We start from the raw sequence: 25,101 nt of genomic DNA on the forward strand, positions 1-25,101 counted from the left end.
CGCCCTATGAGGTGAGTATGAAAAAAATAGTTAACAATTTAGATAAAATAATAATAACGATTATAATAATATTTTTTATCTTTTTCGGTATAAAATTTAATCATGATAATGATAAAGAAAAAAATGAACAATTTCTAATAACTGAAAGTACAGATGAAAATATAACAAAATCATCAGAAATAAATACTCAAAATGAGAATTCGAACGAATCTTCTAAAATAAAAGAGGAAAAGGAAATAGTTGTTCATATTACAGGTTGCGTAATAAATCAAGGGGTATATACCTTAAACGCTAATTCTAGAGTAAATGATTTAGTAAAATTAGCTGGTGGATTATGCAAAGACGCTGATTTAGAACGAATTAATTTATCAAGCAAATTAACAGACGAGATGAAAATACACATTTACAAAATTGGTGAAAATGATAAATCTGATATATTGGATAAACAAGCTGTTGAACCAAAAGATCAACAATCAGAATCAAATCCTAAAACAAAAAAGATAAATATTAACACTGCAACCATAGATGAACTCACAACGCTTACAGGTATAGGAAAAGCAAAAGCAACAGAAATTATAGAATATAGAAAAAATACTAAATTTTCTAAGATTGAAGATCTAATGAATATTTCAGGAATTGGAAATAAAACATTTGAGAAAATCAAAGAAATGATAACAATTGATTGAAATTACACAATTAATTTGTTATAATTTCATTATTGTATAAAATGAAAAGAGGAATAAAATGAATACACTATTTACAGCATTAATATTAATCTCTTGTGTTGGCATTATTATCAGTACATTATTTATGGAACCAAAATCAGAAGGTACAGGTGCACTTTCAGGTTCTTCATCAAATGTATTTGGTAAAACAGCATCAAGAGGAAAAGAAGCACTATTAAACAAATTAACAATTATATTTGGTGTAATATTTGTTATTTCAACAATTGCTTTAACAATATTATCAAAATAGTTAATAAAGATAATAAGACTGTCGCAAGATATGGAAATATTTTGTGATGGTCTTTTTTTGATGTATAATGTATTAGGTGAGTAATACAAAACACGGGAGATGTTATGAAGTTAATTTTAGACAATATACAGAAAAGATTTAAGGAACAAGAGGTGTTGAAGGGTGCTACCGCCGAGTTTGAAAATGGGCAAATATATGGATTACTTGGTAGAAATGGCGCAGGGAAAACAACTCTTTTTTCAATAATATACAAAGAGCTGAAGGCAGAACAGGGGACAGTTAAACTAGAAGAAAATGGTGAGATTAAAGAACTGGATCCTAAAGAAACAGGAATGGTTTTTGCGGAAACAAATTTACCTGATTTTCTGACTGGTTATGAATATATAAAATTTATAATTGATATCACTGATCCTTATGATATTAGAAATATTGATTTATATTTCGAGCAAATGGATTTGGACAAAGATGACAGACATAAGTTAATTAAGAATTATTCTTCAGGTATGAAGGCGAAATTATCATTATTGACTATTTATATTCAAAAGCCAAAAGTTATACTATTGGATGAACCATTAACAGCTGTGGACGTTGTGAGTGGAGCTGAAATAAAGAGATTCTTCAGACAGTTAAAAGACAATCACATTGTCATTATATCAACCCATATGTTAGATTTGGCTAAAGATATGTGTGATGAGATTGTATTACTTCATAATGGTAAATTGAATCAATTAAAGAATTTAGAAAAGAACGAAAACTACGAAGAAATTATAATTGAAGCATTGAGGTCAGAAAATGATTAAGGCGATATCAATTATTAATAAAAAGAACTTTTATAGTGGTTATAATACCTTTATTTATTTTTTACAGAAAATACCACTACTTGGTAAATTGATTCCGAATAAAACATTTAATATTACAGGCTTTGATCCATTCATTAACATTATTTCTTTTGTTTTTAATTCACTTTATAAAGTGATTACAAAGACCATTTTTTATGGATTTATTATCTTCATAATTATGACTAATAATTTTCATGATATATTAATAAAACAAATAGGGATGGATACTTTCACAAAAGCTGATATATTTTTATATCTGTTAGTCTGCGTCACACTTATTGGAACGATGATATATCAAGTATATTTTTATGAAAATAATTTAGAGACATATTTATATGTAAAGCAGATGAAACTTAATCCGAGAGATTTTTACTTAGGAGCATTTTTCTATAATGTAATAATATTTTTTGTATCATTTGTTCCTGTAAATTATTTTATTTTAAAATTTTTAGGATTTGAATTTTCGATATGGCAAGTACTTTCATTTATTGTTTTTGCTTATAGCTTTAGATTTTTAATAGCATGGATATTTTTAGAATTAAAGATTTTAGATGAGAAAAAAAGAGATATAATGAGTTATATAAATTGGGGAATAATGATTACTCTTGTCTTAGCTATGATTTTATATGTAATTTTGACAAAACATATCATTAACTTTAGTTTCTTATTTGATCTTAAATTTTTAGCAATTGGAGCAATGATTTTTGCTATTTCAATATATTTTCTATTGAAAAATCAATCAATTGAGGATGTTTCATATGCATCATTAAATTTAGCAAAATTAAAATCAATAGATGTTGAAAATATTAATCAAATGATGTATAAAATTGATGGAGATAAATTAGAAAAAGGAGAAGTAGATTTTTCAAATTATTCTGGAATTGAATATATTAATAAAATATTTTTCTATAGAACGTCACATTTACTAAAATGGAAGAAAATAAGAGGTATTTTGATACGTGCATCTATTTTTATAGGACTAATAGTTCTATCATTTATATTCAAAGAAGAAATAAATGGTCAAGATAGTCAGTTTTTAGATAAATATATGCATATTGTGCTATTTTGTGCATGTTATTTTCTATTTAGTGGAGATTTTTTCATCAGATATTGCTTTTTAAATATGGATTTAAGCTTAATGAAAAATAATTTCTATAGAGATGAAAAATTACTACTTAAATCAATAAAAATTAGAGTTATTGAACTTATTAAATATTATATGATTCCATTTATTTTATACTTAGTGATGACTTTAATAGTTTCAATAAATCTTGAAATGGGATTGTTTAATATTATAAGAAATATAGTATTTGTAATTATGGGGTTGATATTTTTTACATTCCATTACTTATTTGCATATTATATTATCCAACCATTTACAGTGGGAATGGAAGTTAAAAATCCTCTTTATACTATGCTAACCTATATTATTTATATGGCAGGATATTTTTCTATAATGTCAGGGATAGATACAAATATACTAACTATTGCTTTTGCTGTATTTTCAATTGTTTATATAGTATTAGGATTTATTGGTGTCATAAAGCTTGCGCCAAAGAGATTCAAGATAAGGTAAATTTAAGATATCTGTTGATTAATGAATTTTCATTTTCAACGGATATTTTTTATTATTCGTGGTATACATAATATATGATATAATTTTAATATAATATAACTTAAAGGAAGAGAATAATGCGCATATTAGATGGAAAGATTAATTTAAGTAAAAAAGGATTCGGATTTTTTATACCTGATGATGAAAATCTTGAACATATATTTATTTCTAGATTATCTTTAAATAGAGCTTTAGATAATGATAGAGTTAGGATAAAGGTTATAAAAGAAGCTGAAGGAAATAACAAAGCAGAAGGCGAAGTCGTAGAAATTCTTGAAAGAAATAGAAGTGTTTTAGTTGGAGAATTTCAAAAAATAAAGAAATATGGTTTTGTTATTTTAGATGGAAACAAATCAAATCATGATATTTTTATCCCTACAGAGCATATAAATGGAGCAAAAAATCACGATAAAGTAGTCGTTGAAATTTTATTTTTTGATAGAAAAGATAAAAATCCTACAGGACGAGTGGTTGAAGTTTTAGGAAATACAAATGATACAGGGATCCAAATTTTGGCTATTGCTAAAACATACGAACTACCAGATGAATTTTCCTATGATACATTAAATTACGCAAGATCTTTACCAGATGTACCAGATAAGAAAGATTTTGCAAATAGAGAGGATTTTAGAGATTTATTTACAGTAACCATAGATGGTGCTGATGCTAAAGATTTTGATGATGCTATTTCTATTGAAAAAAAAGATGACAAATATATTTTATATGTTCATATAGCTGATGTTGCTCATTATGTTACTGAAAATAGTGCGATAAATGATGATGCATACGAAAGAGGGAATTCTGTATATTTACTTGATAGAGTAATACCTATGTTACCAGAGGAACTGTCAAACTCATTATGTTCATTAAATCCAAATGTTGATAGATTGACAGTCACTGTTAAAATGGTATTTGACAAAAAAGGAAATATCAATGATTATTATTTCTATGAATCTATAATAAGAAGTAATTATAGATTAGTTTATGAAAATGTATCTGATTTGCTAGAAGGTAAAGAAAATATCTATAAAGATGACGAATTGATAGAATCCTTAAGTAATATGAATGAACTTCATGCTATTTTAGAAGAAAAAAGAAAGATTAAAGGTGCATTAGACTTTGACTTTAAGGAATCAAAAATAATTTTAGATAAATATGGTACCCCAATTGATATAAAAGAAGATGAAAGAAGAGTAGCAAATAAACTAATTGAATCATTTATGGTTGTGACAAATGAAGTAGTTGGTGGACATTTTGCTAATATGGATGTGCCATTTATATATAGAGTACATGAAGCTCCTTCAGAAGATAAAGTTGAAGAATTTAGAAGTGTTATAGCTAAATTTGGACTTCAAATAAAAGGTCAGCAATTGTATCCAAAAGATTTTCAAAAAATATTAGAAGATGTTGAAGGAACGACTCTAAGCTTCTTAATTAGTAATATTATGTTGAGAACTATGCGAAAAGCAGAATATAAGAGAGAACCAAATATTCACTTTGGGCTTGCAACGGAGAACTATTCTCACTTTACAGCTCCGATAAGGAGATATAGTGACCTTGTTGTGCATAGAATTCTTAAAGGAAGTTTACACAATAACTTTAAAAAAGAGAAAAGATCCTATCTAAAAAGACTAGATAAGATAGCAGCACATATTTCTGAAACGGAAAGAAACGCAGAAGAAGCGGAAAGAGATGTTGAAAGTCTGAAAAAAGCTGAATATATGCAAAACAAGATTGGAAATATTTATGATGGTATAATTTCATCTATTACCAACTTTGGTATATTTGTAGAATTACCAAATACAGTTGAGGGTTTGGTTCATTTTAGATCATTAAATGATGACTACTATGAATTTGATAAAGAAAATTATAAAATCATTGGTCAACATTTAGGAAAAGTATATGAACTTGGACAACAAGTGACTATTAAAGTTGATAATGTCAATATTGACGCAAGAGAAATAGATTTTAAATTAATGGAAGTTGAGGAAAAAGAAAATTAAAACATTAGCGAGAAACAAACGAGCCAAACATGATTATCATATTGAAGAATATTTTGAGGCTGGTTTAGTATTAGAAGGAAATGAAGTAAAAAGTATTAAAGATCAAAAAGTTTCTATTAATGAATCTTTTTGTCAAATTAGAAATGGTGAAGCGTTTATCGTAAATATGCATGTTACACCGTATGAATATGGACAAGGTGGATTTTCAAAACAAGATCCCACTCGTACGAGAAAGCTTTTATTAAATAAAAAAGAACTTAAAAAAATTAATGGTAAAATAACTGAAAAAGGTTATTCTTTTATACCATTTGAACTAAAAGAAGTTAAAGGATTGATAAAACTAGATGTTGCAATTGGTAAGGGTAAAAAACTTTATGATAAAAGAGAAGATCTTAAATTAAAAGACGATAAAAGAAGAATAGAGCGTAGTTTAAGAAATATGTATTAAAATGGGTAATATCATGGAAATTAGTAAATATTTAGAAACAATTACACAAGCAAATCATTATGCTGGAGGAGGCTCTGTTGCGAGCTTAAATGGAGCCCTTGCAGCTAGCCTTATACTAAAGGCGTATAATATGATAAAGAAAAAAGATGAGAGCATTTCTGATAAATTAAGACCAAATTTTGAAAATGATCTGTTAAATTATCAAAAGTTTTTTGAGATTGGTATAGAGGAAGATGGGAAAATTTTTGGAAATGTTTTAGAGGCATGGAAATTATCAAAAGATACAGAAGAAGAGAGGATTTATCGATTTAACTTTACTCAAAATGCTTTAAAAGCAGCAGTAAATTCCCCTTATAAAATAATGGAAAAATCTGTAGCTTTATTATCTTATATATTAGAAATTTCCAAGTTTTCAGATGATATGATTTCAACTGAACTTATTGTAGCAAGTCACCAAATTTCATCTGCTTATAATTCTGCAATTATTAACTTCTATATAAATCTTAAATATATAAAAGATAAAAAATATATTGAAGAGATGAAAGATAAACAGGAAAACTTACAAAAACAATTTGAAATGAAACTAACAGAATTTAATACAAAATAAAAAACTGTAGAAATATGTTTTAGCATGTTTTCTACAGTTTTTTTTAATTGATTTTATTCTTTTTCTTCAATTATTGCGTTGTGATAAATTTTGTTTACATCATCTGAATCATTTAACATGCCCATAAGTTTATTGAAAGCATCGATATCATCTTGTTCAACTAATGTAATATAATCGTGTGGTATCATTGCTGTTTCACATGTTTCAAATTCGATGTCTGGTAATAATTCTTCGATGGCATCTTGCCCTTTTGAAAAATCAGTAAATGAAGTTTCAACAGTCATTTCACCGTCTTCAACGCTTACATCTTGTACATCAACATCTGATTCAAGAAGTTTTTCAAGCATTTTATTTTCATCATCGTATTTAAATACAAATAGTCCAACAGAATCATAGTTATATGAAACTCCACCAGGATTTACCATCTTACAACCTTCAGTTTTAGTAAATGCAGTTCTTACATCTGTCATAGAACGATTTGTATTATCTGTTAAACAATCTACGATGAATGTTGTATTTGCAGGTCCAAAACCTTCATAACGTGCTTCTATATAGTTTTCAATTGTGCCACCCTTTGCTTTATCAATGGCTCTTTTTATAACATCTGCAGGTATTTGATTTGATTTTGCTTCTTGAATTTTTCTCTTTAATGTTAAGTTCATTTCAGGATCTGGTTCACCACTTTTTGCTGCAATATAAATTTCTTTTCCAAATCTTGAATATAATTTTGTTTTCATTGCCGCAGTCTTTGCCATTGAGGCAGCGCGGACTTCGTGAGCTCTTCCCATTTTTTACCTTCTTTCAATTCTTTTTATAACTATTATCATTTAATAAATCGCAATGATTATTATAACAAAAAAACTTAATAAAGTGAAGAAAAATCAGTATCTTCACTTATCAAGGATTAATTTATTATATTTTTAGGGTTGCCATCTAGGTAAGAAATTAAATTATCAAAAGCAATTCTTGCACGTTTTATCATAGATTCTTTTGTTAAATAAGCTATATGAGGAGTAAGTAATGTGTTTTTCGCTTTTAATAATGGATAATCAGCTGGAATAGGAGGCTCCATATCAAAAACATCTACTCCTGCATAAGCAATTTGATTGTTATTTAATGCATCTGCTAAATCATCATTATTAATTATTGGTCCTCTTGCGCAGTTAATAAGTACAGCACTTGGTTTCATTTTCTTAAATGAACTCTTATTTACCAATCCTCTTGTTTTCTTGTTTAGTGGAAGATGTATTGTTATGATATCGGAATGTCTATAAACATCATCTAAAGACATATAAGTTACACCATAATTTATTAATTCTTCTTTTTCACTTCTATTATATGCAACTACATTACATCCTAAAGCTAAAAATAATTTAGCAACTTCTATACCGATACTTCCTGTACCTAAAATACCAACAGTTTTACCTTTTAATTCAGTGCCTACGTAGTAATCTTCATGAGTTTTTTGTTCTCTTGTTGCAATATTACCTGATGATATTTTTCTATAGATGTTTAAAACCATTCCTAGTACTAACTCTTTTACTGAAGTATTAGAATATCCAGAGGCATTGCTAATTTTTATACCTTTATTATGTGCTTCATCTAAATCTATATGATCAAATCCAGTAAAAGCAACATTTATATATTTAAGATTTGGATTATCTTTGAAAGCTTCACCAGGAAGTGGACTACTTGCAATCATGATAATATCAGCATCAGATATTCTTTTCTTTTGTTCTTCTAAATCTTTTGCTTTATCATTATAATATTTAAAATCATGTCCTCTAGAAGATAATATTTCTCTATATTGATCTAATAAATCATTTGAAACTCCTAAAGGTTCAATTAATCTAATTTTCATATTTACTCCATTCAATTAATTTAAAATTTATATTTGAATTTATATTTGTACTAAAGTGTTAAAGAATTTGGATCTACATCTGATGGCATAACAAATCCTAATCTTGAATTTAGTGAATATTCAAGTATTTGTGGACCATCAACCGAAGTATTTCTCTTAAATTGTTGAGTTTGTAGTCTCCATAAAAACTTATTTAGATATTTATCTATTATTTCTTCACTATATTTATCTGAGAAGGCTTCAATTGCCATAAATCTAATATCGTTAATTTTAGATTTATTTTTTATTAGATGATAAGTGAAGAAATCATGAAGCTCATACGGTCCAACATTATCTTCAGTTTTTTGTTTAATATTTCCATCATCGCCTGTTGGTAATAGCTCAGGAGATATTGGAGTATCAATAATATCAAGTAATGTGTCTTTTAGCAAATCGTTATTTGTATTATTAGCTACATATCTAACAACTTCTCTTAATAACGTTTTAGGGATTCCACAGTTTACATTATACATCGACATATGATCTCCATTAAAAGTTGACCATCCTAAAACAATCTCTGACATATTACCTGTACCTAAAACTATACCACCATATTTATTGGAAAGATCCATAAGCACTTGAGTTCTTTCTCTTGCTTGAGAATTTTCATAAGTGACAGAAAAATCATTTTCATCATGTTCAATATCTTTGAAATGTTGTTTAACTGAATCAACAATGCTTATTTCCTTAAAGCTTGTGTTATATGCTTTAGCAAGATTAATCGCGTTATGTTTTGTTCTATCAGAAGTGCCTAGACCTGGCATAGTTACTGTGTAAATATTTTTACTATCTAAACCTAATTTATAGTAGGCAAGAGATGCTACAATCAAACCTAAAGTAGAGTCCAAACCTCCGGATAAGCCTATAAATATTTTATTATCTGGAATTTGTCTTAAACGTCTTGCTAACGCCTCTGACTGAAGTTCTAAAATATTTCTCATACTTTCATCAAAATTGTCTTTAGGGAAGTAAGGATATTTGTCTATTTTTCTTCTCAATTTAATATCGGTTTTAGAAAAGTCAAATTCAAACCCATATATATTTTCTTCGTTGTTACTTCTTGATTGAACTTCATCAAGATTTATTTCAGTAATTACTATACCATTATTAAACAATTTACCTTTTTCTAGTAACAGACCATTTTCTAAAATGTATTTTTGTGAGCTATAAGTTGAAGATGTACTTGATTCATAGTTTGATGCTCCAGCATATAAAATGGCTGTATTTGTGAATGCAGATAATGATTTTAATTTTTCTGAATTTTGGCTAATGGAATTCATATTTGCTGGCATTGATCCAGGTATAAGTAATATATTTGTTGAGTTATGAATCTTTGAATCATATGTAAAAGCCTCATTTTCAAAAATTAATTGTATATTAATATCTTTATTTTTTGAAGTTAATGTATCTTTGCCGTAGATTACATGATAAGCTTCATTTTTATTGGAGAATAAATTAGTCTCAATAAATCCGTTATTAGCGAAATCTGAAAATATTCTTTTTTCATCCATACTTAGTTTATTTTTAATGACTATATTTAAGATTTCTCCTTTTTGTAATAAAATCATAGCATTGTAAAATTTGTTTTGTGATCTAATAGGCATACCAAATACAAAAATAGTATTATATTTTTTTGATGCTTCATACAAATCAAGTATCGCTTTTTCACATTTTTCTATTATTTCTTTTGAGATAATTAAATCTCCACCTGATACACCTGTAAGAGTAAGCTCAGGGAATAGGATTAAATCAACATCATTTTTTCCCGAATATTCAAAAAATTTTAACATTTCATTTTTATTTTCATTTACATTAAGTAATTTTGTTTTAATATTTGCACTTGCAACTCTTATAAAATTCTTAAACATACATCCTCCTGCTAAATATCTATATATTAAATTATACAACATATAAGAAAAATGAAAAAATATATTTGTAAATCTTGACAAATATACCCCTGGGGGGTATACTGTGAATATACCCCAGGGGGGTATATAGACAGGAGAGAATTATGAAAAATAGAAAATTTGATGTAGAAGGGATGACTTGTGCTTCTTGTCAACTTACTGTCGAAAAAGCAGTCAAGAAACTGGGAGCTGAAAAAGTAAATGTTAGTTTGCTTACAAATACAATGGATGTTACAGATGATAAATTATCAGATGAAGAAATAATTGACGCTGTAACAAATGCTGGTTACACTGCAAAATTAAGAGGAGATACTAAATCTAAGACAAAAAATCCTAAAGAACAATTGGAAAAAGAAGCAAAATCTATAAAAAATAGATTGATGATATCTATTCCATTGATGATTTTATTAATGTATATTGCAATGGGAGAGATGATAGGATTGCCATATCCAAAAATTTTGCAAGGAAATGAGGGCGCAGGATTATATGCTTTTGTTCAATTGTTAATTGCACTTCCTGTATTATATGCAAATAGGACTTATTATGTCCATGGATTCAGAGCGTTATTTAAGAAAAATCCAAATATGGATACTTTAGTTGCTTTAGGATCAGCTGCAGCTGTAGTATATGGTGTATTTGCATCTATCATGATATTTTACGGTTTAGGTGTACAAAATAATGAAATAGTGCATCAATACAGACATGATCTATATTATGAAGCAGCTACTATGATACTGACACTAATTACAGTTGGTAAATATTTAGAAGTAAAATCAAAATCAAAAACAACCGATTCTATAAATAAACTAATAGAATTACAACCTGATGAAGTAAGAGTAATTAGGAATGGGATTGAAGAGATGATAAGTGTAGAAGATATAGTTATCGGTGATCATATAAAAGTAGTTCCAGGAGAGAGAATTGCTATAGATGGAGATATCATTGAAGGACAATCTAGTCTTGACACTTCTGCAATAACTGGAGAATCTATGCCATTAGATGTAGAAAAAGGAGATAAAGTTATCTCCGGATCTGTCAATAATAATGGTTCATTTATTATGGAAGCGAAAAATGTTGGATCAGATACCACTATATCAAAAATTATTACATTAATGGAAGAAGCTTCAACAACAAAAGCACCAATTTCGAAGATGGCTGATAAAATATCATCAGTTTTTGTGCCTATCGTTATTGTTATTTCAATAATATCATTTATTGTATGGATTATTTTAGGATATGATTTTAGCTTTGCATTATCAATAGCAATTGGTATTTTAGTAATTTCATGTCCATGTGCATTAGGATTAGCTACACCAGTTGCTATGATGGTCGCTACAGGTAAAGCAGCAGATAATGGTATCCTGGTTAAAAATGCGGAAGCATTAGAAGTATTACATGAAATCGACACAATAGTTTTTGATAAAACAGGTACTATTACAAAAGGAAAACCTATATTAACTGATATAATAACAATTAATGATTTTGATAAAGATGAAGCAATAGAAATAGCTTCTGCTTTGGAAAGTGATTCACAACATCCATTAGCTTTAGCGATAATAGAATTTGCAAATAAAGAAAATAAAAATAATAAAAAGGCGCGTGGTTTTAATTCTTATACTGGAAAAGGAATCGAAGCTGTTGTAGATGATAAAAAATATTATATTGGTAATGATAAGCTTTTGAAAGAATTTAATATTTTTTCCGAAGATATAAAAAATATTGCAAACAAGTATTCTTCACAAGGTAAAACTTCAGTGTTTCTTTTTGATGAAGAAACTATATTAGCTATATTTGCCATTGCTGATGATATTAAAGATACATCTATTGAGGCGATAGAAGAGATTAATAAAATGGGAATTAATACCGTTATGCTAACTGGTGATAACGAGATTACAGCAAGAGAGATTGCAAATAGAGTTGGTATAAAAGATATAAAGGCAGATTTGTTACCTCAAGACAAGGATAAAGTAATATCTGATTATCAATCAAATGATAAAAAAGTTGCAATGGTAGGTGATGGTATAAATGATGCACCTGCATTAATGAGATCTAACATTGGTATTGCAATTTCAGAGGGTACTGATATAGCTATAGAATCAGCCGATTTAGTTTTAATGAAATCTAATTTATTGGATATAGTTAGTTCTATAAAATTAAGTGAGAAAACTATAAAAAATATTAAAGAAAATCTATTCTGGGCGTTTTTCTATAATATTATATCCATTCCAATTGCTATGGGGCTATTTTATCCAAGATGGGGTATAAAGCTTAATCCGATGATTGGTGCTTTAGCGATGAGTTTATCATCAGTATTTGTTGTGACAAATGCTTTAAGATTAAAATCATTTAATATAGAATATAAAAATAAAATAGAATATAAAAATAAAAAAGTAAACAAAAGTTTAGAAAATAATGTAAATTATGATAATATTAATTTAATTGATATTAAACAAAATCAAGAAAAAAGAGGTAGTTCTATGAAAAAACTAAATTTAAATATCGAAGGAATGTCATGTGAACATTGTAAATTGAAAGTAGAAGAAGCATTAAACACAGTAGGAAAAAATGCAAAAGTAGATTTAGCAAATAAATCAGCTACAGTTGATGTTACTGAAGATGTTGAATTAAAAGAACTAGAGAAAGCAGTTGAAGAAGCTGGCTATGAAGTTAGAGGGGTGAAATAGTGCAAGCAGATAAAAAAGTTATATATAACAGATTAAATAGAATAAAAGGACAAATTGACGGCATAATTAAAATGGTTGAAGAAGATAAATATTGTCTAGATATTTCTTCACAAATTATAGCTGCAAATTCAGCATTAAATTCTACTAATAAAGAAATTTTAAGTGCACATTTGAAAAACTGTGTTACAGATTCACTAAAAAAAGGTGATGAAGTAGATGTTGAAAAGAAAATTTCTGAAATTGAAAATATTATTATGAAATTGGGTAAGTAATATGAAGATTTTTGCAACGGATATTGATGATACTTTTTTGATACATGGTAAAAAACCAAGTGAAAAAAGCGAAGAAGCCATTAAGATGCTTTATAAAAATGATTATAATGTAGTTGCAGTTTCAGGAAGAGTTGCAAGTTCGATTAGAAATGTAATGGATAATTTAGATATTAAACCGTATATAATTGGCACGAATGGTGCAATTATTTTAGATCCAAATGATAATATTGTATATAAAAATCCATTAAAAAAGTCAACAATAAAACAATTAATAAATATCGCTAGAAAACATAATTTAGATTTTCAAATGTATAGTGAAAACACGTATTATTCTAATAGGATTGATACTTCAAAAATTAAACACATGCATCTGGGTGAGGGAAAATATTGTGTTGATTTAGTAATTAGCAGACATATAGAAGATTATGTTTTAAAAAAGGATGTAAATATCTACAAGTTTTTCATGTATATTTCTTATGAAGATAATGAAGATTTATATAATGAGCTTAAATCACTAAAAGATATTTATATTGTATTATCTGGTGATAAAAGTCTAGATATTATGTCAAAAGGAGTTTCAAAAGGAAATGCACTTAAAAATTTGGCTAATATATTAGAGGTTGATAGAGAAAATATTGTGGCTATTGGAGATCATGAAAATGATATTGAGATGATACAATTTGCTGGTAATGGCATAGCGATGGGAAACGCTATTGAAACATTAAAAGATGTAGCTGATTACACTACGGAAAGTGTAGAAAATGACGGATTTTATAAAGCGGTTGTCAATATCTTAGAAAAATAATTTAATTGAATTGTTTATTGATTCAAAGTAATAAAAGAGGGCATATGTTAAATATAGTTTTATTTGAACCAGAGATTGCTGGAAATACTGCCAATATTGGTAGAACATGTTTTTTAACAAATACTAGACTTCATTTAATAAGACCATTTGGTTTTTCAATTACTGATAAGATGATGAGAAGAGCTGGTCTAGATTATTGGGAACATGTAGATTTAGTGTTACATGATAGTTTCGAAGATTTTCTAAAATATAAGGAAGAAGATGCAAATCTATTTTTAGCTACCACTCATGCTACTAAATTTCATACTGATGTTTCCTATAAAGACGGAGATTATATAATGTTTGGTAGTGAGTCCAAAGGTGTTTATGATTATATTCATAAACAGTTGGAAGATAGTAGTATAAAAATTCCAATGAGAAGTGATAGTGATAGATCATTAAATCTTGGAAATTCAGCAAATATTGTCTTATATGAAGCTTACAGACAAATTGGTTTTGAACATATGAATTGAGGAGAAAATTATGGTATATGATGTAATTATTTTAGGTGCCGGTCCAGCTGGTTTAACTGCAGGATTATATGCAGCAAGAGCAGGTTTAAAAACTGCAATCATTGAAAAAGGGCAAACTGGTGGACAAATATCTTTAACTTTAGAAGTTGATAATTATCCTGGATTAACCGGTAAAACTGGTCCAGAAATGACAGAAACAATGTTAGAACAAGCAAAATCTTTTGGTGCCGAAAAAATTAATGATGAAATAATTGAAGTAGATTTATCTGAAAAAATTAAAGTATTGAAATCTAGAGATAATACTTACGAAACAAAGACATTGATATATGCAACAGGAGCTAACCCTAGAAAACTAAATATACCAGGTGAAAAAGAATATACTGGTAAAGGGGTTGCCTATTGTGCTACATGTGATGGTGCATTTTATACTGGATCAGATATCTATGTTGTCGGTGGTGGCGATGCTGCGGTTGAAGAAGCAATATTTTTAACTAAATTTGGTAAAAAAGTTGTAATACTTTACCGTGGTGGTGAATTAAAAGCTGCAAAATCAATACAAGATAAGGCTTTTGCCAATGATAAAATTGATGTAAAATATTTCGAAGAAGTTAGAGAAGTAAAAGGTGAACAATTCGTTAAAGAATTGGTTGTAGAAGATACTAAAAATGGCGTTATGAAAACATACGCTACACAACCAGGGGATCCTGATACAGGACTATTTATTTTTGCTGGATACATTCCTAATACTACTCTTTTAGAAGGCAAAGTAGAGTTAGAAAGAGGCTATGTAAAAGCTGGTGAAGATACAAAAACTAGTGTACCAGGAGTTTTTGCTGCAGGTGATGTTAGGACGAAATCAGTTAGACAAGTTGTTACAGCAACAGCTGATGGAGCAGTAGCTGCGATAGCTGCAGAAAAATATATAGAGAGTTTATAGAAAATAATATAAAAAATATCTGTTGGGGAAATTAAACTAGCAGATATTTTTTTATTTAAATATTCCCAGATTTTACACAGTTATAATATTTAAATATTCCCAGATTTTACACAGTTATAATATTTGAATATTAATAGTTGTAAATGTTACTATAATAGAAAGAAAATTATATTAAATAAATGGGGTATCAATATGAGAGAGTATAAAGGGCCAGTCCCAAATAATGCGCAAATAAAATATCATGAAGAAGAAATGTCTGCATTTATGCACTTCGGAATGAATACATTCACAGAGGTTGAGTGGGGAAATGGAAAGGAAAAATTAGAAGATTTTAAATTGAAACATTTCGATTTTGACGGATATGTCAAATTTATAAAAGAAATTGGATTTAAAAGATTAATTTTTACCGCTAAACATCATGACGGCTTTTGTATGTTTGATTCTAAATATACAGATCATAAAATAACAAATACTAGTTATGGTAAAGATTTTTTTGCTGAATTGTCCGAAGCATGTACTAAATATGATTTAGATATGGGATGTTATCTATCGCCATGGGATGTTCACGAAAACACATATGGCACTGGTGAAGCATACAATAGATATTATTTAAATCAGTTGGAAGAGATATGTAACAATCCCAAATATGGTAATAATGGAAAATTTGTTGAATGGTGGTTCGACAATGCCAAAGATCCACGATACAAAGATCAAGTTTACGATTTCGATTTGTGGATTGATGCAGTTAAGAAAAACAATCCAGAAATGTTACTTTTTGGTGTTGGATCAAGAGGCGGAGTGCATTGGTTAGGAAATGAAATGGGATATGCGCCTGAAGAAAATGCTCCAAGATTACAAAAAAAAGAAGATATGACAATTGACTATTCTACAGAGTTTAAATCAAGAGATGGACATAATGAAAACTATGTATGGAGTGTGCCGGAAGCTGATACATGCACAACAAGTGGATGGTTCTCTCATCCTGAGGAAAAATTAAAATCTGTTGAAGAGTTAAAAAATATTTACTTAAAATCGGTTGGAAGAGGAGCTGTACTTTTATTAAATATTGCTCCAAATAAGGAAGGAGGGATTCGACAAGAATTAAAAGATAATATTATTGAATTTAAAAATACTATAAACAGAGAATTTTCAAATAAATTAAATGAGAAATTTAAGATTACCAATACTGAAAATAATGAAGGTAGAACAATTATTATCAATATTGAAGATATTAAGGAACAAAAAATAAATTATATTGTTCTACAAGAAGATATAAAATATGGCTCACGATTTAAAGAAGGTTACATTTTTGTCAATGAAGAAAGAATTAATATACCTTCAATTGGAGCTAAAAGGATAATTAAAATCGACAATAATCAATATAGTGAAAAAGCTATTTATAATATCCGAATTGAGTTAAATGGAGAAGGTAGATTAATATTAAAAGAAATTTCAATATATTGAAAATATTATAACAATTAATATTTTTTAAATTTATTATATAAATAGTTGTAGACCAATAAAAAAATTGGATATAAATATTGATGAATTATTATTGTTAGGTTATACTAATTATAGGCCGAATAAAGAGATGAAATCTCAAGATTTCAGTCAAAAATTTTAGGAGGGGAAATGAAAGTAGCAATTAGCGGTTTCGGAAGAATAGGTAGAGACGTTGCAAGGATAATTTTGGAAAGAAAACCAGAAGGTGTTGAACTAGTAGCAATTAACGATACTGGCGACAAAGAAGTTTCAGCAAAATTATTCCAATATGACTCACTATATGGTAAGTTTGCAGAAAAAATAACTGTAAATGAAGATGGATTAAGCTTTGGTGATGTTAAAGTAACATTTACATCTGATAGAAATCCAGAAAACCTACCATGGAAAGAACTAGGAGTAGAACTAGTTATCGACTCAACAGGTGCTTTCAATAACAGAGAAGGTGCATCAAAACATTTAAAAGCAGGTGCTAAAAAAGTTTTACTAACAGCTCCAGCAAAAGATGTTGACAGAACAATTGTAATGGGTGTAAATCATGAAGACTATGATAAAGAAAATGATAATATCGTTTCAAATGCATCATGTACAACAAACTGTTTAGCTCCTTTAACAAAAGTATTGTTAGAAGAATTTGGTATTGAAAAAGGTCTTATGACAACAATTCATGCATATACAGGCGACCAAAACATTCATGATAATAAACACAGAGATCCAAGAAGAGCTAGAGCGGCTGCTTTATCTCAAATACCAACAACAACTGGTGCTGCAAAAGCAGTAGCTGAAGTATTACCAGAAGTTAAAGGTAAATTAACAGGATATGCAGTTCGTATACCTACACCAACAGTATCTTTAGTGGACTTAACTGTTCAATTATCAAAAGAAGTATCAGCAGAAGAAATTAACGAAGCAATGAAAAAACATGCTGAAGGTGACTTAAAAGATATTTTAGGTTATGCAGAAGCAGAATTAGTATCTATTGATTATCAAGGAGATACAAGATCATCTATCTTTGATCCATACTTAACATATACAATAGGTGATTTAGCTAAAGTGGTTTCATGGTACGATAATGAATGGGGTTACTCAAATAGAGTTGTTGACTTAGCTCAATTAATCGCAACAAAATAATTGACCTATAACCCAGTAAAATAAACTGGGTTATACATATGGAGGAAATATGAAAAAAACATTGAAAGATTTAGATGTAAAAGGGAAGAAAGTTTTAGTTAGAGTAGATTTTAACGTTCCTTTCTCAAAAGAAAATGATAAAGAAATCACTGACGATTCAAGAATTGTTGCTGCACTTCCAACTATTAATTATTTAATAGATAATGGTGCTAAAGTTATTTTAATGAGTCACTTAGGAAGACCAAAAGGTGAAGCAAATCCAAAGTATTCATTACAACCAGTAGCAGATAGACTACAACAATTATTAAATAAAGAAGTGAAATTCTTAGATTCAGATGTTGTAGTTGATGATAATGTAAAAGCTGAAGTTGAAAAATTACAAGAAGGAGAAGTTGCATTATTACAAAATACAAGATATAGAAAAGAAGAAGAAAAAAATGAAGAATCATTCTCTAAAGAATTAGCTTCATTAGCAGATTTATATGTGAATGACGCATTTGGTACATCACATAGAGCTCATGCTTCAAACGTTGGGGTTTCTTCAATATTACCATCTGCATTAGGATTTTTAGTTCAAAAAGAAGTAGAAATCATGGGTGGAGCTTTAGAAGATCCAAAAAGACCATTTGTTGCAATTTTAGGTGGAGCTAAAGTATCAGATAAAATCGGAGTAATCGAAAACTTAATAACTAAAGTTGATAAGATTATTATCGGTGGTGGTATGGCTTATACATTCTTAAAAGCTCAAGGTAAAGAAATTGGTAAGTCTCTACTTGAAGAAGATAAAATGGATTTATCATTACAATTAGTTGAAAAAGCTAAAGAAAATAATGTTGAATTACTATTACCTATTGACTTTGTTGTTTCTGATTCATTTGGTGAAGATGCAAAAGCGACTGTTGCAGATGAAATTGATCCAGAATTAGAATCATTAGACATCGGACCAAAAACAATTGACTTATTTGTTAAAGCTCTTGAAGGTGCAAAAACAATAGTATGGAATGGACCAATGGGAGTATTTGAATTTGAACAATTTGCAAATGGTACAAAAGCAATTGCTAAAGCATTATCTGAATTAGATGGTGCAGTTACAATCGTTGGTGGTGGTGACTCAGCATTAGCAGTAGAAAATGCAGGATACAAAGATCAAATTACACATGTATCAACTGGTGGTGGTGCTAGCTTAGAATTATTAGAAGGTAAGGTATTACCAGGTATTGATGCAGTAGAAGAAAAATAGGAGGATTCATGAGAAAACCTATAATAGCAGGTAACTGGAAAATGAATAAAACTTATTCTGAGGCAAAAGAGTTGCTAAAAGAAATTGCAGCTTTAGAATTAAACAGCGAAGTTGAAGCTGTAGTTTGCCCTCCATTTACAAATTTAGCATTAGCTAAAGAATTATTAAAAGATACTAATGTTGAAGTTGGAGCACAAAACGCATATTTTGAAAATTCAGGAGCATTTACAGGGGAAGTTTCTCCAGTGTTCTTAAAAGATTTAGGCATTAAATATGTAATTTTAGGACACTCAGAAAGAAGAGAATACTTTGGTGAAACAGATGAAGATATCAATAAGAAAATAAAAGCTGTTTTATCACAAGGTTTAGTTCCAATCTTATGTGTTGGTGAAACACTTGAAGAAAGAGAAGCGGAAAAAGCTCAAGAAAAAGTTGAAACACAATTAAAAGCTGATTTTGAAGGCTTAGATGCATCTCAATTTGAAAATATAGTTATTGCTTATGAACCAATTTGGGCTATTGGTACAGGTAAGACTGCATCAGCAGAAGATGCAGAAGAAATGTGTGCATTTATTAGACAACATGTAGAAAATACATTTGGTAAAGATGCCGCTGAAAAAGTTAGAATCCAATACGGTGGTTCTGTAAAACCTAACAATGTTAAAGAAATTATGTCAAAAGAAAATATTGACGGAGCATTAGTTGGTGGAGCAAGCTTAGAAGCTAATAGCTATTCAGAATTAGTTAATTTTTAATTTGAACCGAGGTAATTATGAATAAAAAAGTAATGTTAATTATCATGGACGGTTGGGGATATGGTAAAGATTATCCTGGTAATGCTGTTAAATTAGCAAATACACCTGTCTTTGATAAAAATATAAAAATGTATCCAAACACATCAATAAAAGCAAGTGGTTTGGACGTTGGTTTACCTGAAGGACAAATGGGTAATTCAGAAGTTGGCCATATGAACATTGGTGCTGGTAGAATTATCTATCAAGATTTAACACTTATTTCAAAAGAAATTGAAGAAGGTGTTTTTTACAACAATCAATATTTAGTTGAAGCAGTTAAAAAAGCAAAAGAAAATAATAAAGCTCTTCATTTGATAGGATTATCATCTTATGGTGGTGTACATTCACACCTAACTCATTTATTTGCTTTATTAGAATTAGCAAAGAAACACGACTTAAAACAAGTGTATGTTCACGCTATACTTGATGGTAGAGATGTTTCTCCAACAGCTGGTGTTTCTGATATTAAAGATTTACAAAATAAAGTTGATGAAATAGGCTATGGTAAAATTGCAACAGTTATCGGTAGATACTATGCAATGGATAGAGATAAAAGATGGGATAGAACACAGCTTGCTTATAGAGCAATTACATTAGGCGAAGGTAAACAAGTTACTGATCCTATTGCTTCTATACAAGAAGAATACGATAAATCTACACAAGAAAAAAATACAACTGATGAATTTATGACTCCTACAGTTATTATGGAAAATAATGAACCAGTTGCTACATTAAATGATGGTGATAGTGTAATATTCTTCAACTTTAGACCAGATAGAGCAAGACAACTTACAAGAGCAATTGTTGATGAAGACTTTGATGGATTTATCAGAGAAAAACAAGTTCACACTCATTTTGTAACAATGACAACATATGATAAGACAATTGAAAATGTAAGTATTGCATATCCACCAAAAGATATTAAAAATACATTTGGTGATGTTGTTGCAAATCATGGCTTGAAACAATTAAGAATGGCAGAAACAGAAAAATATGCTCATGTTACATTCTTCTTTAATGGAGGTATTGAACCACCTCTAGAAGGTGAAGAAAGAATTTTAGTACCTTCTCCAAAGGTTGCAACATATGATTTACAACCAGAAATGTCTGCTTTTGAATTAAAAGATAAAGCGATTGAAAGAATTAAATCTGAAGAACCTTCAGCAATAATCTTAAATTTCGCAAATCCAGATATGGTTGGTCATACAGGTATTATTGAAGCTGCAAAAAAAGCAGTTGAAACTGTAGATCAATGTGTTGGAGAAATTGTTGAAGTTGGTTTAGAACATGGCTATGAATTTATCATTACAGCAGACCATGGAAATAGTGAACAATTAATAGATTTTGAAACAGGATTACCATTTACAGCACACACAACAAACTTAGTGCCAGTAATTTATGTGACAAAAGACACAGAAGGTGTTACAATGAGAGATGGTGGTAGGTTAGCTGATTTAGCACCAACCATGTTAGATATTCTAGGATTAGAAAAACCTGCAGAAATGACAGGAAAATCATTAATAAATAGGGGGTAACTATGGGTTACATTACAGACGTATACGCAAGACAAGTTTTAGATTCAAGAGGAAATCCAACTGTAGAAGTTGAAGTATTTACAGATTTAGGTGGATTTGGTAGAGCATTAGTTCCATCAGGAGCATCAACAGGACAATTTGAAGCTGTTGAATTAAGAGACGGTGACAAAGAATATTATCTAGGTAAAAGTGTATTAAAAGCAGTTGAAAATGTTAATACAGAATTAGCAGATGAAATTATTGGTTTAGATGTTTTTGATCAAGTTGGTATTGATAATTTAATGATCGAATTAGATGGTACTGACAATAAAGGTAGATTAGGTGCTAACGCAATACTTGGTGTATCAATTGCAGTTGCAAGAGCAGCAGCAGACGAATTAGGTATTCCTCTATATAACTATGTTGGTGGATTTAACGCTAAACAATTACCTGTTCCTATGATGAACATCTTAAATGGTGGTGAACACGCAGATAACTCAGTAGATATTCAAGAATTCATGGTTATGCCAGTTGGTGCAAAATCATTTGAACACGCATTACAAATGGGTGCTGAAATCTTCCACAGCTTAAGAAAAGTATTACAAGAAGCTGGTCACAACACAGCAGTTGGTGACGAAGGTGGATTCGCTCCAAACTTAAAATCAAACGAAGAAGCTTTATCAACAATCGTTAAAGCTATCGAAGTTGCTGGATACAAACCAGGACACGAAGTTATGATCGCTATGGATGTTGCTTCATCAGAAATGTATGAAGATGGAAAATACGTACTAAAAGGCGAAGGTGTTGAAAAATCAACAGAAGAAATGATTTCATGGTATGAAGAATTAATTGAAAAATATCCAATCGTATCAATCGAAGACGGCCTAGATGAAAATGACTGGGAAGGTTGGAAAGAATTAACATCAAGATTAGGTAAAAAAGTTCAATTAGTTGGTGACGACTTATTTGTAACAAATACTGAAAGATTAGCAAAAGGTATCGAAAATGGTGTAGCTAATGCATTGCTTGTAAAAGTTAACCAAATTGGTACATTAACAGAAACTCTTGATGCAGTAGAAATGGCTAACAAAGCTGGATATACAGCAGTTATGTCACACAGATCTGGTGAAACAGAAGACACAACTATTGCTGACTTAGCAGTAGCATTAAATACTGGTCAAATCAAGACAGGTGCTCCATCAAGAACAGATAGAGTTGCTAAATATAATCAATTATTAAGAATCGAAGATGAACTATTTGATACAGCAGTATTCAAAGGTAAAGATTCATTCTTTAACTTAAACTTAAAATAGTAAGATAATATTTTATTTTAGGTTCTTTGTCAAATAGTGTTGGTAAAGAATTAGAATAACATTTTATTGGAGTTAGAGTAGAATCTAGCTCCATTGTTATTTTAAATTGTATTAAATTGTTGTTTTAATTTGAAAGAAATTAATATTCTATTTCTAAAGTGAAAGAATGACTTATATCCAAAAGCAACCTTTTTTATAGTTTTGATATAGTTATTTACTCCTTCAGTATAACCGTTTGAATAAGTATATTTTAATGCGTTGGTCACATATTCTATATGTTCAATTAATGTTTCAAATACTGTCCTCATCTCATCTGATACATTATCTTTTAGCATTACTAGATGTGTTTGTAAATCTTCAAAATTTTTAGTTCTAATGTCGCCTAGAATTATTTGATATGCATCATAAGTGTCTTTAAGCTCTTGATCACATTTTATACAATCTTCAACCAGTGTTTCCTGAGACTTAAGCTCTCTAAAATGTGTATATTTGTAAAAATGTGAAGATCGTAAGGTAGAAGAATCTTTAAGAATTAATTTCCAATATTTTTTAAGTCGTTTATATTCCATAGTTGAAGTGTTAAAATTTTTCATAGCAGCTATCCTAGTCTTATTTAAGGCTTTAGATATTAAATTTACAATATGGAATCTATCAAGAATTATCTTTGCGTTAGGAAACATCTCTGTTATCAAACTCATGTAAGGTGTGTATATATCAATACATACAGTCTCAACCATAGCTCTCGCTTCATCTGTAAATCTAGAGAAGTATTTAGTCAGAAAATGAAGTTGTCTATTTTCAACAATATCAATTATTTTATTATTTTCAACATCAGTAAAAATGAAACTCATTGAACCGTCAGCATCTTTAGTTGATTTAAACTCATCGAAAGAAATATGTTTGGGTAACCAAAGATAACTAGGTCTGTAAGATCTAAAGTCTTTGTCAATATATTTTGAAACAGTAGAATGAGAAACATTGTTTAAATTAGCGATATCAATCTCACTTACTTTTAGAGAAATATCTTTTAAAATTTTAGTTTTAAGTCTATTTGAAATTGATTTAAATTTACTAATTAGACTAGTTTCAGCGATGAAAGTAGATTTACATTCTTTGCAAAGAAATCTCTGTTTTTTAAGATCAATGGCGGCAGGTTGACCATTTACAGGAAGAATTCTAACAATTGAATTTTTGCTACCGTGTTTAATTATTTTACTATCATCACAATTACCACATTTAGGGCAAGAGTGAGATTTATATGTTAATTTAGCACAAAAAACAATAGTATGAAGATTGTTAATCAATTTTTCATAAATTTCATCAGAAAAACTTATATTATCATCTGTTATTGAAAGCATTTTTGTAGTAAAATTATTAAAAGACATTTTGTTCTCCTTAGATATGTTTTTGGTTAATCTAATTCTAAGATAAATTGAGCAATTTGTCTTTTTTTATTTTAAATTAAAGATAGCGTTGATGAAATTTATCCACCAACACTATTTATTGTAGAACCATATTTTAGAGGCAGTGTAAAAGCTGCCTTTTTTAATTATTTTTTATAAAGTATAAAAAAATTAATGTTTTCAAAAAATTAAATAAATAAGTTAAATCTTTATTCCTGTTCTCGCTAAATTGTATAATATAGAACGTTTATACAGTTTATTAATTAATGAATGAAAATGTTCCCTTTTTTTTTTTTTTTTTTGATATAATTAAAATAGCATAAGTAAATAATTTATTTGGAGGGAAAAATGGAAAACATAAAAAATAAAAAGAATATTAAATTATTAGTAAGTATGATGGCTTTCGCTTTAATTTTTGTATTTAGTTCCTTAGTAAATTCATTTCAAACAAAAATTAGTATTCCAAATAATCAAAAAAAAGTATTAGAATATAAACCTAGCGAGTATAGAAGAATGTATGCTTTTCATGATTATGGTTCTGTGGTTCCATTTGATGATGCAAAATTCCATGGAGAAGCATATGGTTTTGATAGAAATTACGTATATATGCAATATAAGAATGCTATTGGTGATAGTAAATATGTATATAAAATTGATGAACAATTCAATGGGAAAAAGGCGAGTAGGACTTCAGAAGCAAAA

At 28.9% G+C, this 25,101-nt stretch carries 23 protein-coding genes; 19 read left to right on the forward strand and 4 right to left on the reverse strand.

All coding sequences use genetic code 11. The features are described 5' to 3' along the window. Positions 1–17 precede the first annotated feature (17 nt). The 7 genes from HMPREF9709_RS03445 to HMPREF9709_RS03475 all read left to right on the forward strand — a co-directional run bounded on the left by HMPREF9709_RS03445 (position 18) and on the right by HMPREF9709_RS03475 (position 6,487). Positions 18–686 (forward strand): helix-hairpin-helix domain-containing protein, encoded by a 669-nt coding sequence (locus tag HMPREF9709_RS03445; protein WP_005397948.1) that lies wholly within the window; start codon positions 18–20, stop codon positions 684–686. Positions 687–744: 58 nt separating this feature from the next. Then, complete coding sequence (secG, locus tag HMPREF9709_RS03450) at positions 745–975, forward strand: preprotein translocase subunit SecG (RefSeq protein WP_005397949.1); 231 nt, start codon at positions 745–747, stop codon at positions 973–975. A 104-nt stretch (positions 976–1,079) separates the two neighbouring features. After that, the gene (locus HMPREF9709_RS03455; protein WP_005397951.1) at positions 1,080–1,775 is read left to right on the forward strand and encodes an ABC transporter ATP-binding protein; all 696 of its coding nucleotides are present in this window, start codon (positions 1,080–1,082) and stop codon (positions 1,773–1,775) included. Next, the gene (locus HMPREF9709_RS03460; RefSeq protein ID WP_005397952.1) at positions 1,768–3,390 is read left to right on the forward strand and encodes a hypothetical protein; all 1,623 of its coding nucleotides are present in this window, start codon (positions 1,768–1,770) and stop codon (positions 3,388–3,390) included. The genes HMPREF9709_RS03455 and HMPREF9709_RS03460 overlap by 8 nt, the downstream gene beginning before the upstream one ends. A 116-nt stretch (positions 3,391–3,506) precedes the next feature. Next, entirely contained in the window at positions 3,507–5,432 is a 1,926-nt protein-coding gene (gene rnr / locus HMPREF9709_RS03465) for a ribonuclease R (RefSeq protein WP_005397962.1), read from the forward strand. After that, positions 5,413–5,880, forward strand: coding sequence for an SsrA-binding protein SmpB (gene smpB, locus HMPREF9709_RS03470; RefSeq protein ID WP_005397965.1), 468 nt, complete (start codon positions 5,413–5,415; stop codon positions 5,878–5,880). Before rnr ends, smpB begins: the two co-directional genes overlap by 20 nt. Positions 5,881–5,893: 13 nt before the next feature. Then, on the forward strand, positions 5,894–6,487 hold the full coding sequence (locus HMPREF9709_RS03475; protein WP_169311907.1) for a cyclodeaminase/cyclohydrolase family protein: 594 nt from the start codon (positions 5,894–5,896) through the stop codon (positions 6,485–6,487). Positions 6,488–6,540: 53 nt separating this feature from the next. Here HMPREF9709_RS03475 and HMPREF9709_RS03480 read toward each other — a convergent pair whose 3' ends face one another. The 3 genes from HMPREF9709_RS03480 to HMPREF9709_RS03490 all read right to left on the reverse strand — a co-directional run bounded on the left by HMPREF9709_RS03480 (position 6,541) and on the right by HMPREF9709_RS03490 (position 10,255). Further along, entirely contained in the window at positions 6,541–7,275 is a 735-nt protein-coding gene (locus tag HMPREF9709_RS03480) for a YebC/PmpR family DNA-binding transcriptional regulator (RefSeq protein WP_005397967.1), read from the reverse strand. Positions 7,276–7,391: 116 nt separating this feature from the next. Next, on the reverse strand, positions 7,392–8,348 hold the full coding sequence (locus HMPREF9709_RS03485; protein WP_005397968.1) for an NAD(P)-dependent oxidoreductase: 957 nt from the start codon (positions 8,346–8,348) through the stop codon (positions 7,392–7,394). Positions 8,349–8,398: 50 nt separating this feature from the next. Next, entirely contained in the window at positions 8,399–10,255 is a 1,857-nt protein-coding gene (locus HMPREF9709_RS03490) for an NAD(+) synthase (RefSeq protein ID WP_005397971.1), read from the reverse strand. Between the two features lie 143 nt (positions 10,256–10,398). On the opposite strand from HMPREF9709_RS03490, the gene HMPREF9709_RS03495 reads away from it, so the two are divergent. From HMPREF9709_RS03495 to eno, 11 genes are all read left to right on the forward strand, one after another. Continuing rightward, positions 10,399–12,978 (forward strand): heavy metal translocating P-type ATPase, encoded by a 2,580-nt coding sequence (locus HMPREF9709_RS03495; protein ID WP_005397974.1) that lies wholly within the window; start codon positions 10,399–10,401, stop codon positions 12,976–12,978. After that, positions 12,978–13,250 carry a metal-sensitive transcriptional regulator gene (locus HMPREF9709_RS03500; protein WP_005397975.1) on the forward strand — a complete coding sequence of 91 codons (273 nt, stop codon included), beginning with the start codon at positions 12,978–12,980 and terminating at the stop codon, positions 13,248–13,250. The genes HMPREF9709_RS03495 and HMPREF9709_RS03500 overlap by 1 nt, the downstream gene beginning before the upstream one ends. A gap of 1 nt (position 13,251) precedes the next feature. Beyond that, entirely contained in the window at positions 13,252–14,055 is an 804-nt protein-coding gene (locus HMPREF9709_RS03505) for a Cof-type HAD-IIB family hydrolase (RefSeq protein WP_005397977.1), read from the forward strand. A gap of 44 nt (positions 14,056–14,099) precedes the next feature. Continuing rightward, a complete protein-coding gene (locus HMPREF9709_RS03510) occupies positions 14,100–14,567 on the forward strand; it encodes a tRNA (cytidine(34)-2'-O)-methyltransferase (RefSeq protein ID WP_005397979.1) in 468 nt (155 codons plus the stop codon). Positions 14,568–14,577: 10 nt separating this feature from the next. After that, positions 14,578–15,504 (forward strand): thioredoxin-disulfide reductase, encoded by a 927-nt coding sequence (gene trxB, locus HMPREF9709_RS03515; RefSeq protein ID WP_005397981.1) that lies wholly within the window; start codon positions 14,578–14,580, stop codon positions 15,502–15,504. 192 nt (positions 15,505–15,696) lie between these two features. After that, a complete protein-coding gene (locus HMPREF9709_RS03520) occupies positions 15,697–16,968 on the forward strand; it encodes an alpha-L-fucosidase (RefSeq protein ID WP_005397983.1) in 1,272 nt (423 codons plus the stop codon). Positions 16,969–17,136: 168 nt separating this feature from the next. After that, the gene (gene gap, locus HMPREF9709_RS03525; RefSeq protein WP_005397984.1) at positions 17,137–18,135 is read left to right on the forward strand and encodes a type I glyceraldehyde-3-phosphate dehydrogenase; all 999 of its coding nucleotides are present in this window, start codon (positions 17,137–17,139) and stop codon (positions 18,133–18,135) included. Between the two features lie 49 nt (positions 18,136–18,184). Continuing rightward, positions 18,185–19,375: a phosphoglycerate kinase gene (locus HMPREF9709_RS03530; RefSeq protein WP_005397986.1), complete on the forward strand. Its 1,191-nt coding sequence runs from the start codon at positions 18,185–18,187 to the stop codon at positions 19,373–19,375. Between the two features lie 8 nt (positions 19,376–19,383). After that, positions 19,384–20,130 carry a triose-phosphate isomerase gene (gene tpiA, locus HMPREF9709_RS03535; RefSeq protein ID WP_005397988.1) on the forward strand — a complete coding sequence of 249 codons (747 nt, stop codon included), beginning with the start codon at positions 19,384–19,386 and terminating at the stop codon, positions 20,128–20,130. A gap of 17 nt (positions 20,131–20,147) precedes the next feature. Further along, positions 20,148–21,704 (forward strand): 2,3-bisphosphoglycerate-independent phosphoglycerate mutase, encoded by a 1,557-nt coding sequence (gene gpmI / locus HMPREF9709_RS03540; protein WP_005397990.1) that lies wholly within the window; start codon positions 20,148–20,150, stop codon positions 21,702–21,704. A gap of 2 nt (positions 21,705–21,706) precedes the next feature. Next, a complete protein-coding gene (gene eno, locus HMPREF9709_RS03545) occupies positions 21,707–22,996 on the forward strand; it encodes a phosphopyruvate hydratase (RefSeq protein ID WP_005397992.1) in 1,290 nt (429 codons plus the stop codon). 101 nt (positions 22,997–23,097) lie between these two features. On the opposite strand, the gene HMPREF9709_RS03550 is transcribed toward eno, so the two are convergent. Next, the gene (locus tag HMPREF9709_RS03550) at positions 23,098–24,381 is read right to left on the reverse strand and encodes an ISL3 family transposase (protein WP_005397997.1); all 1,284 of its coding nucleotides are present in this window, start codon (positions 24,379–24,381) and stop codon (positions 23,098–23,100) included. A gap of 366 nt (positions 24,382–24,747) precedes the next feature. Here HMPREF9709_RS03550 and HMPREF9709_RS10045 point away from each other — a divergent pair. Continuing rightward, a partial coding sequence (locus tag HMPREF9709_RS10045; RefSeq protein WP_005397998.1) for a hypothetical protein occupies positions 24,748–25,101 on the forward strand: 354 nt, incomplete at its 3' end.

This window comes from Helcococcus kunzii ATCC 51366, from assembly GCF_000245755.1.
GTDB classification, from domain to species: Bacteria; Bacillota; Clostridia; order Tissierellales; family Peptoniphilaceae; genus Helcococcus; species Helcococcus kunzii.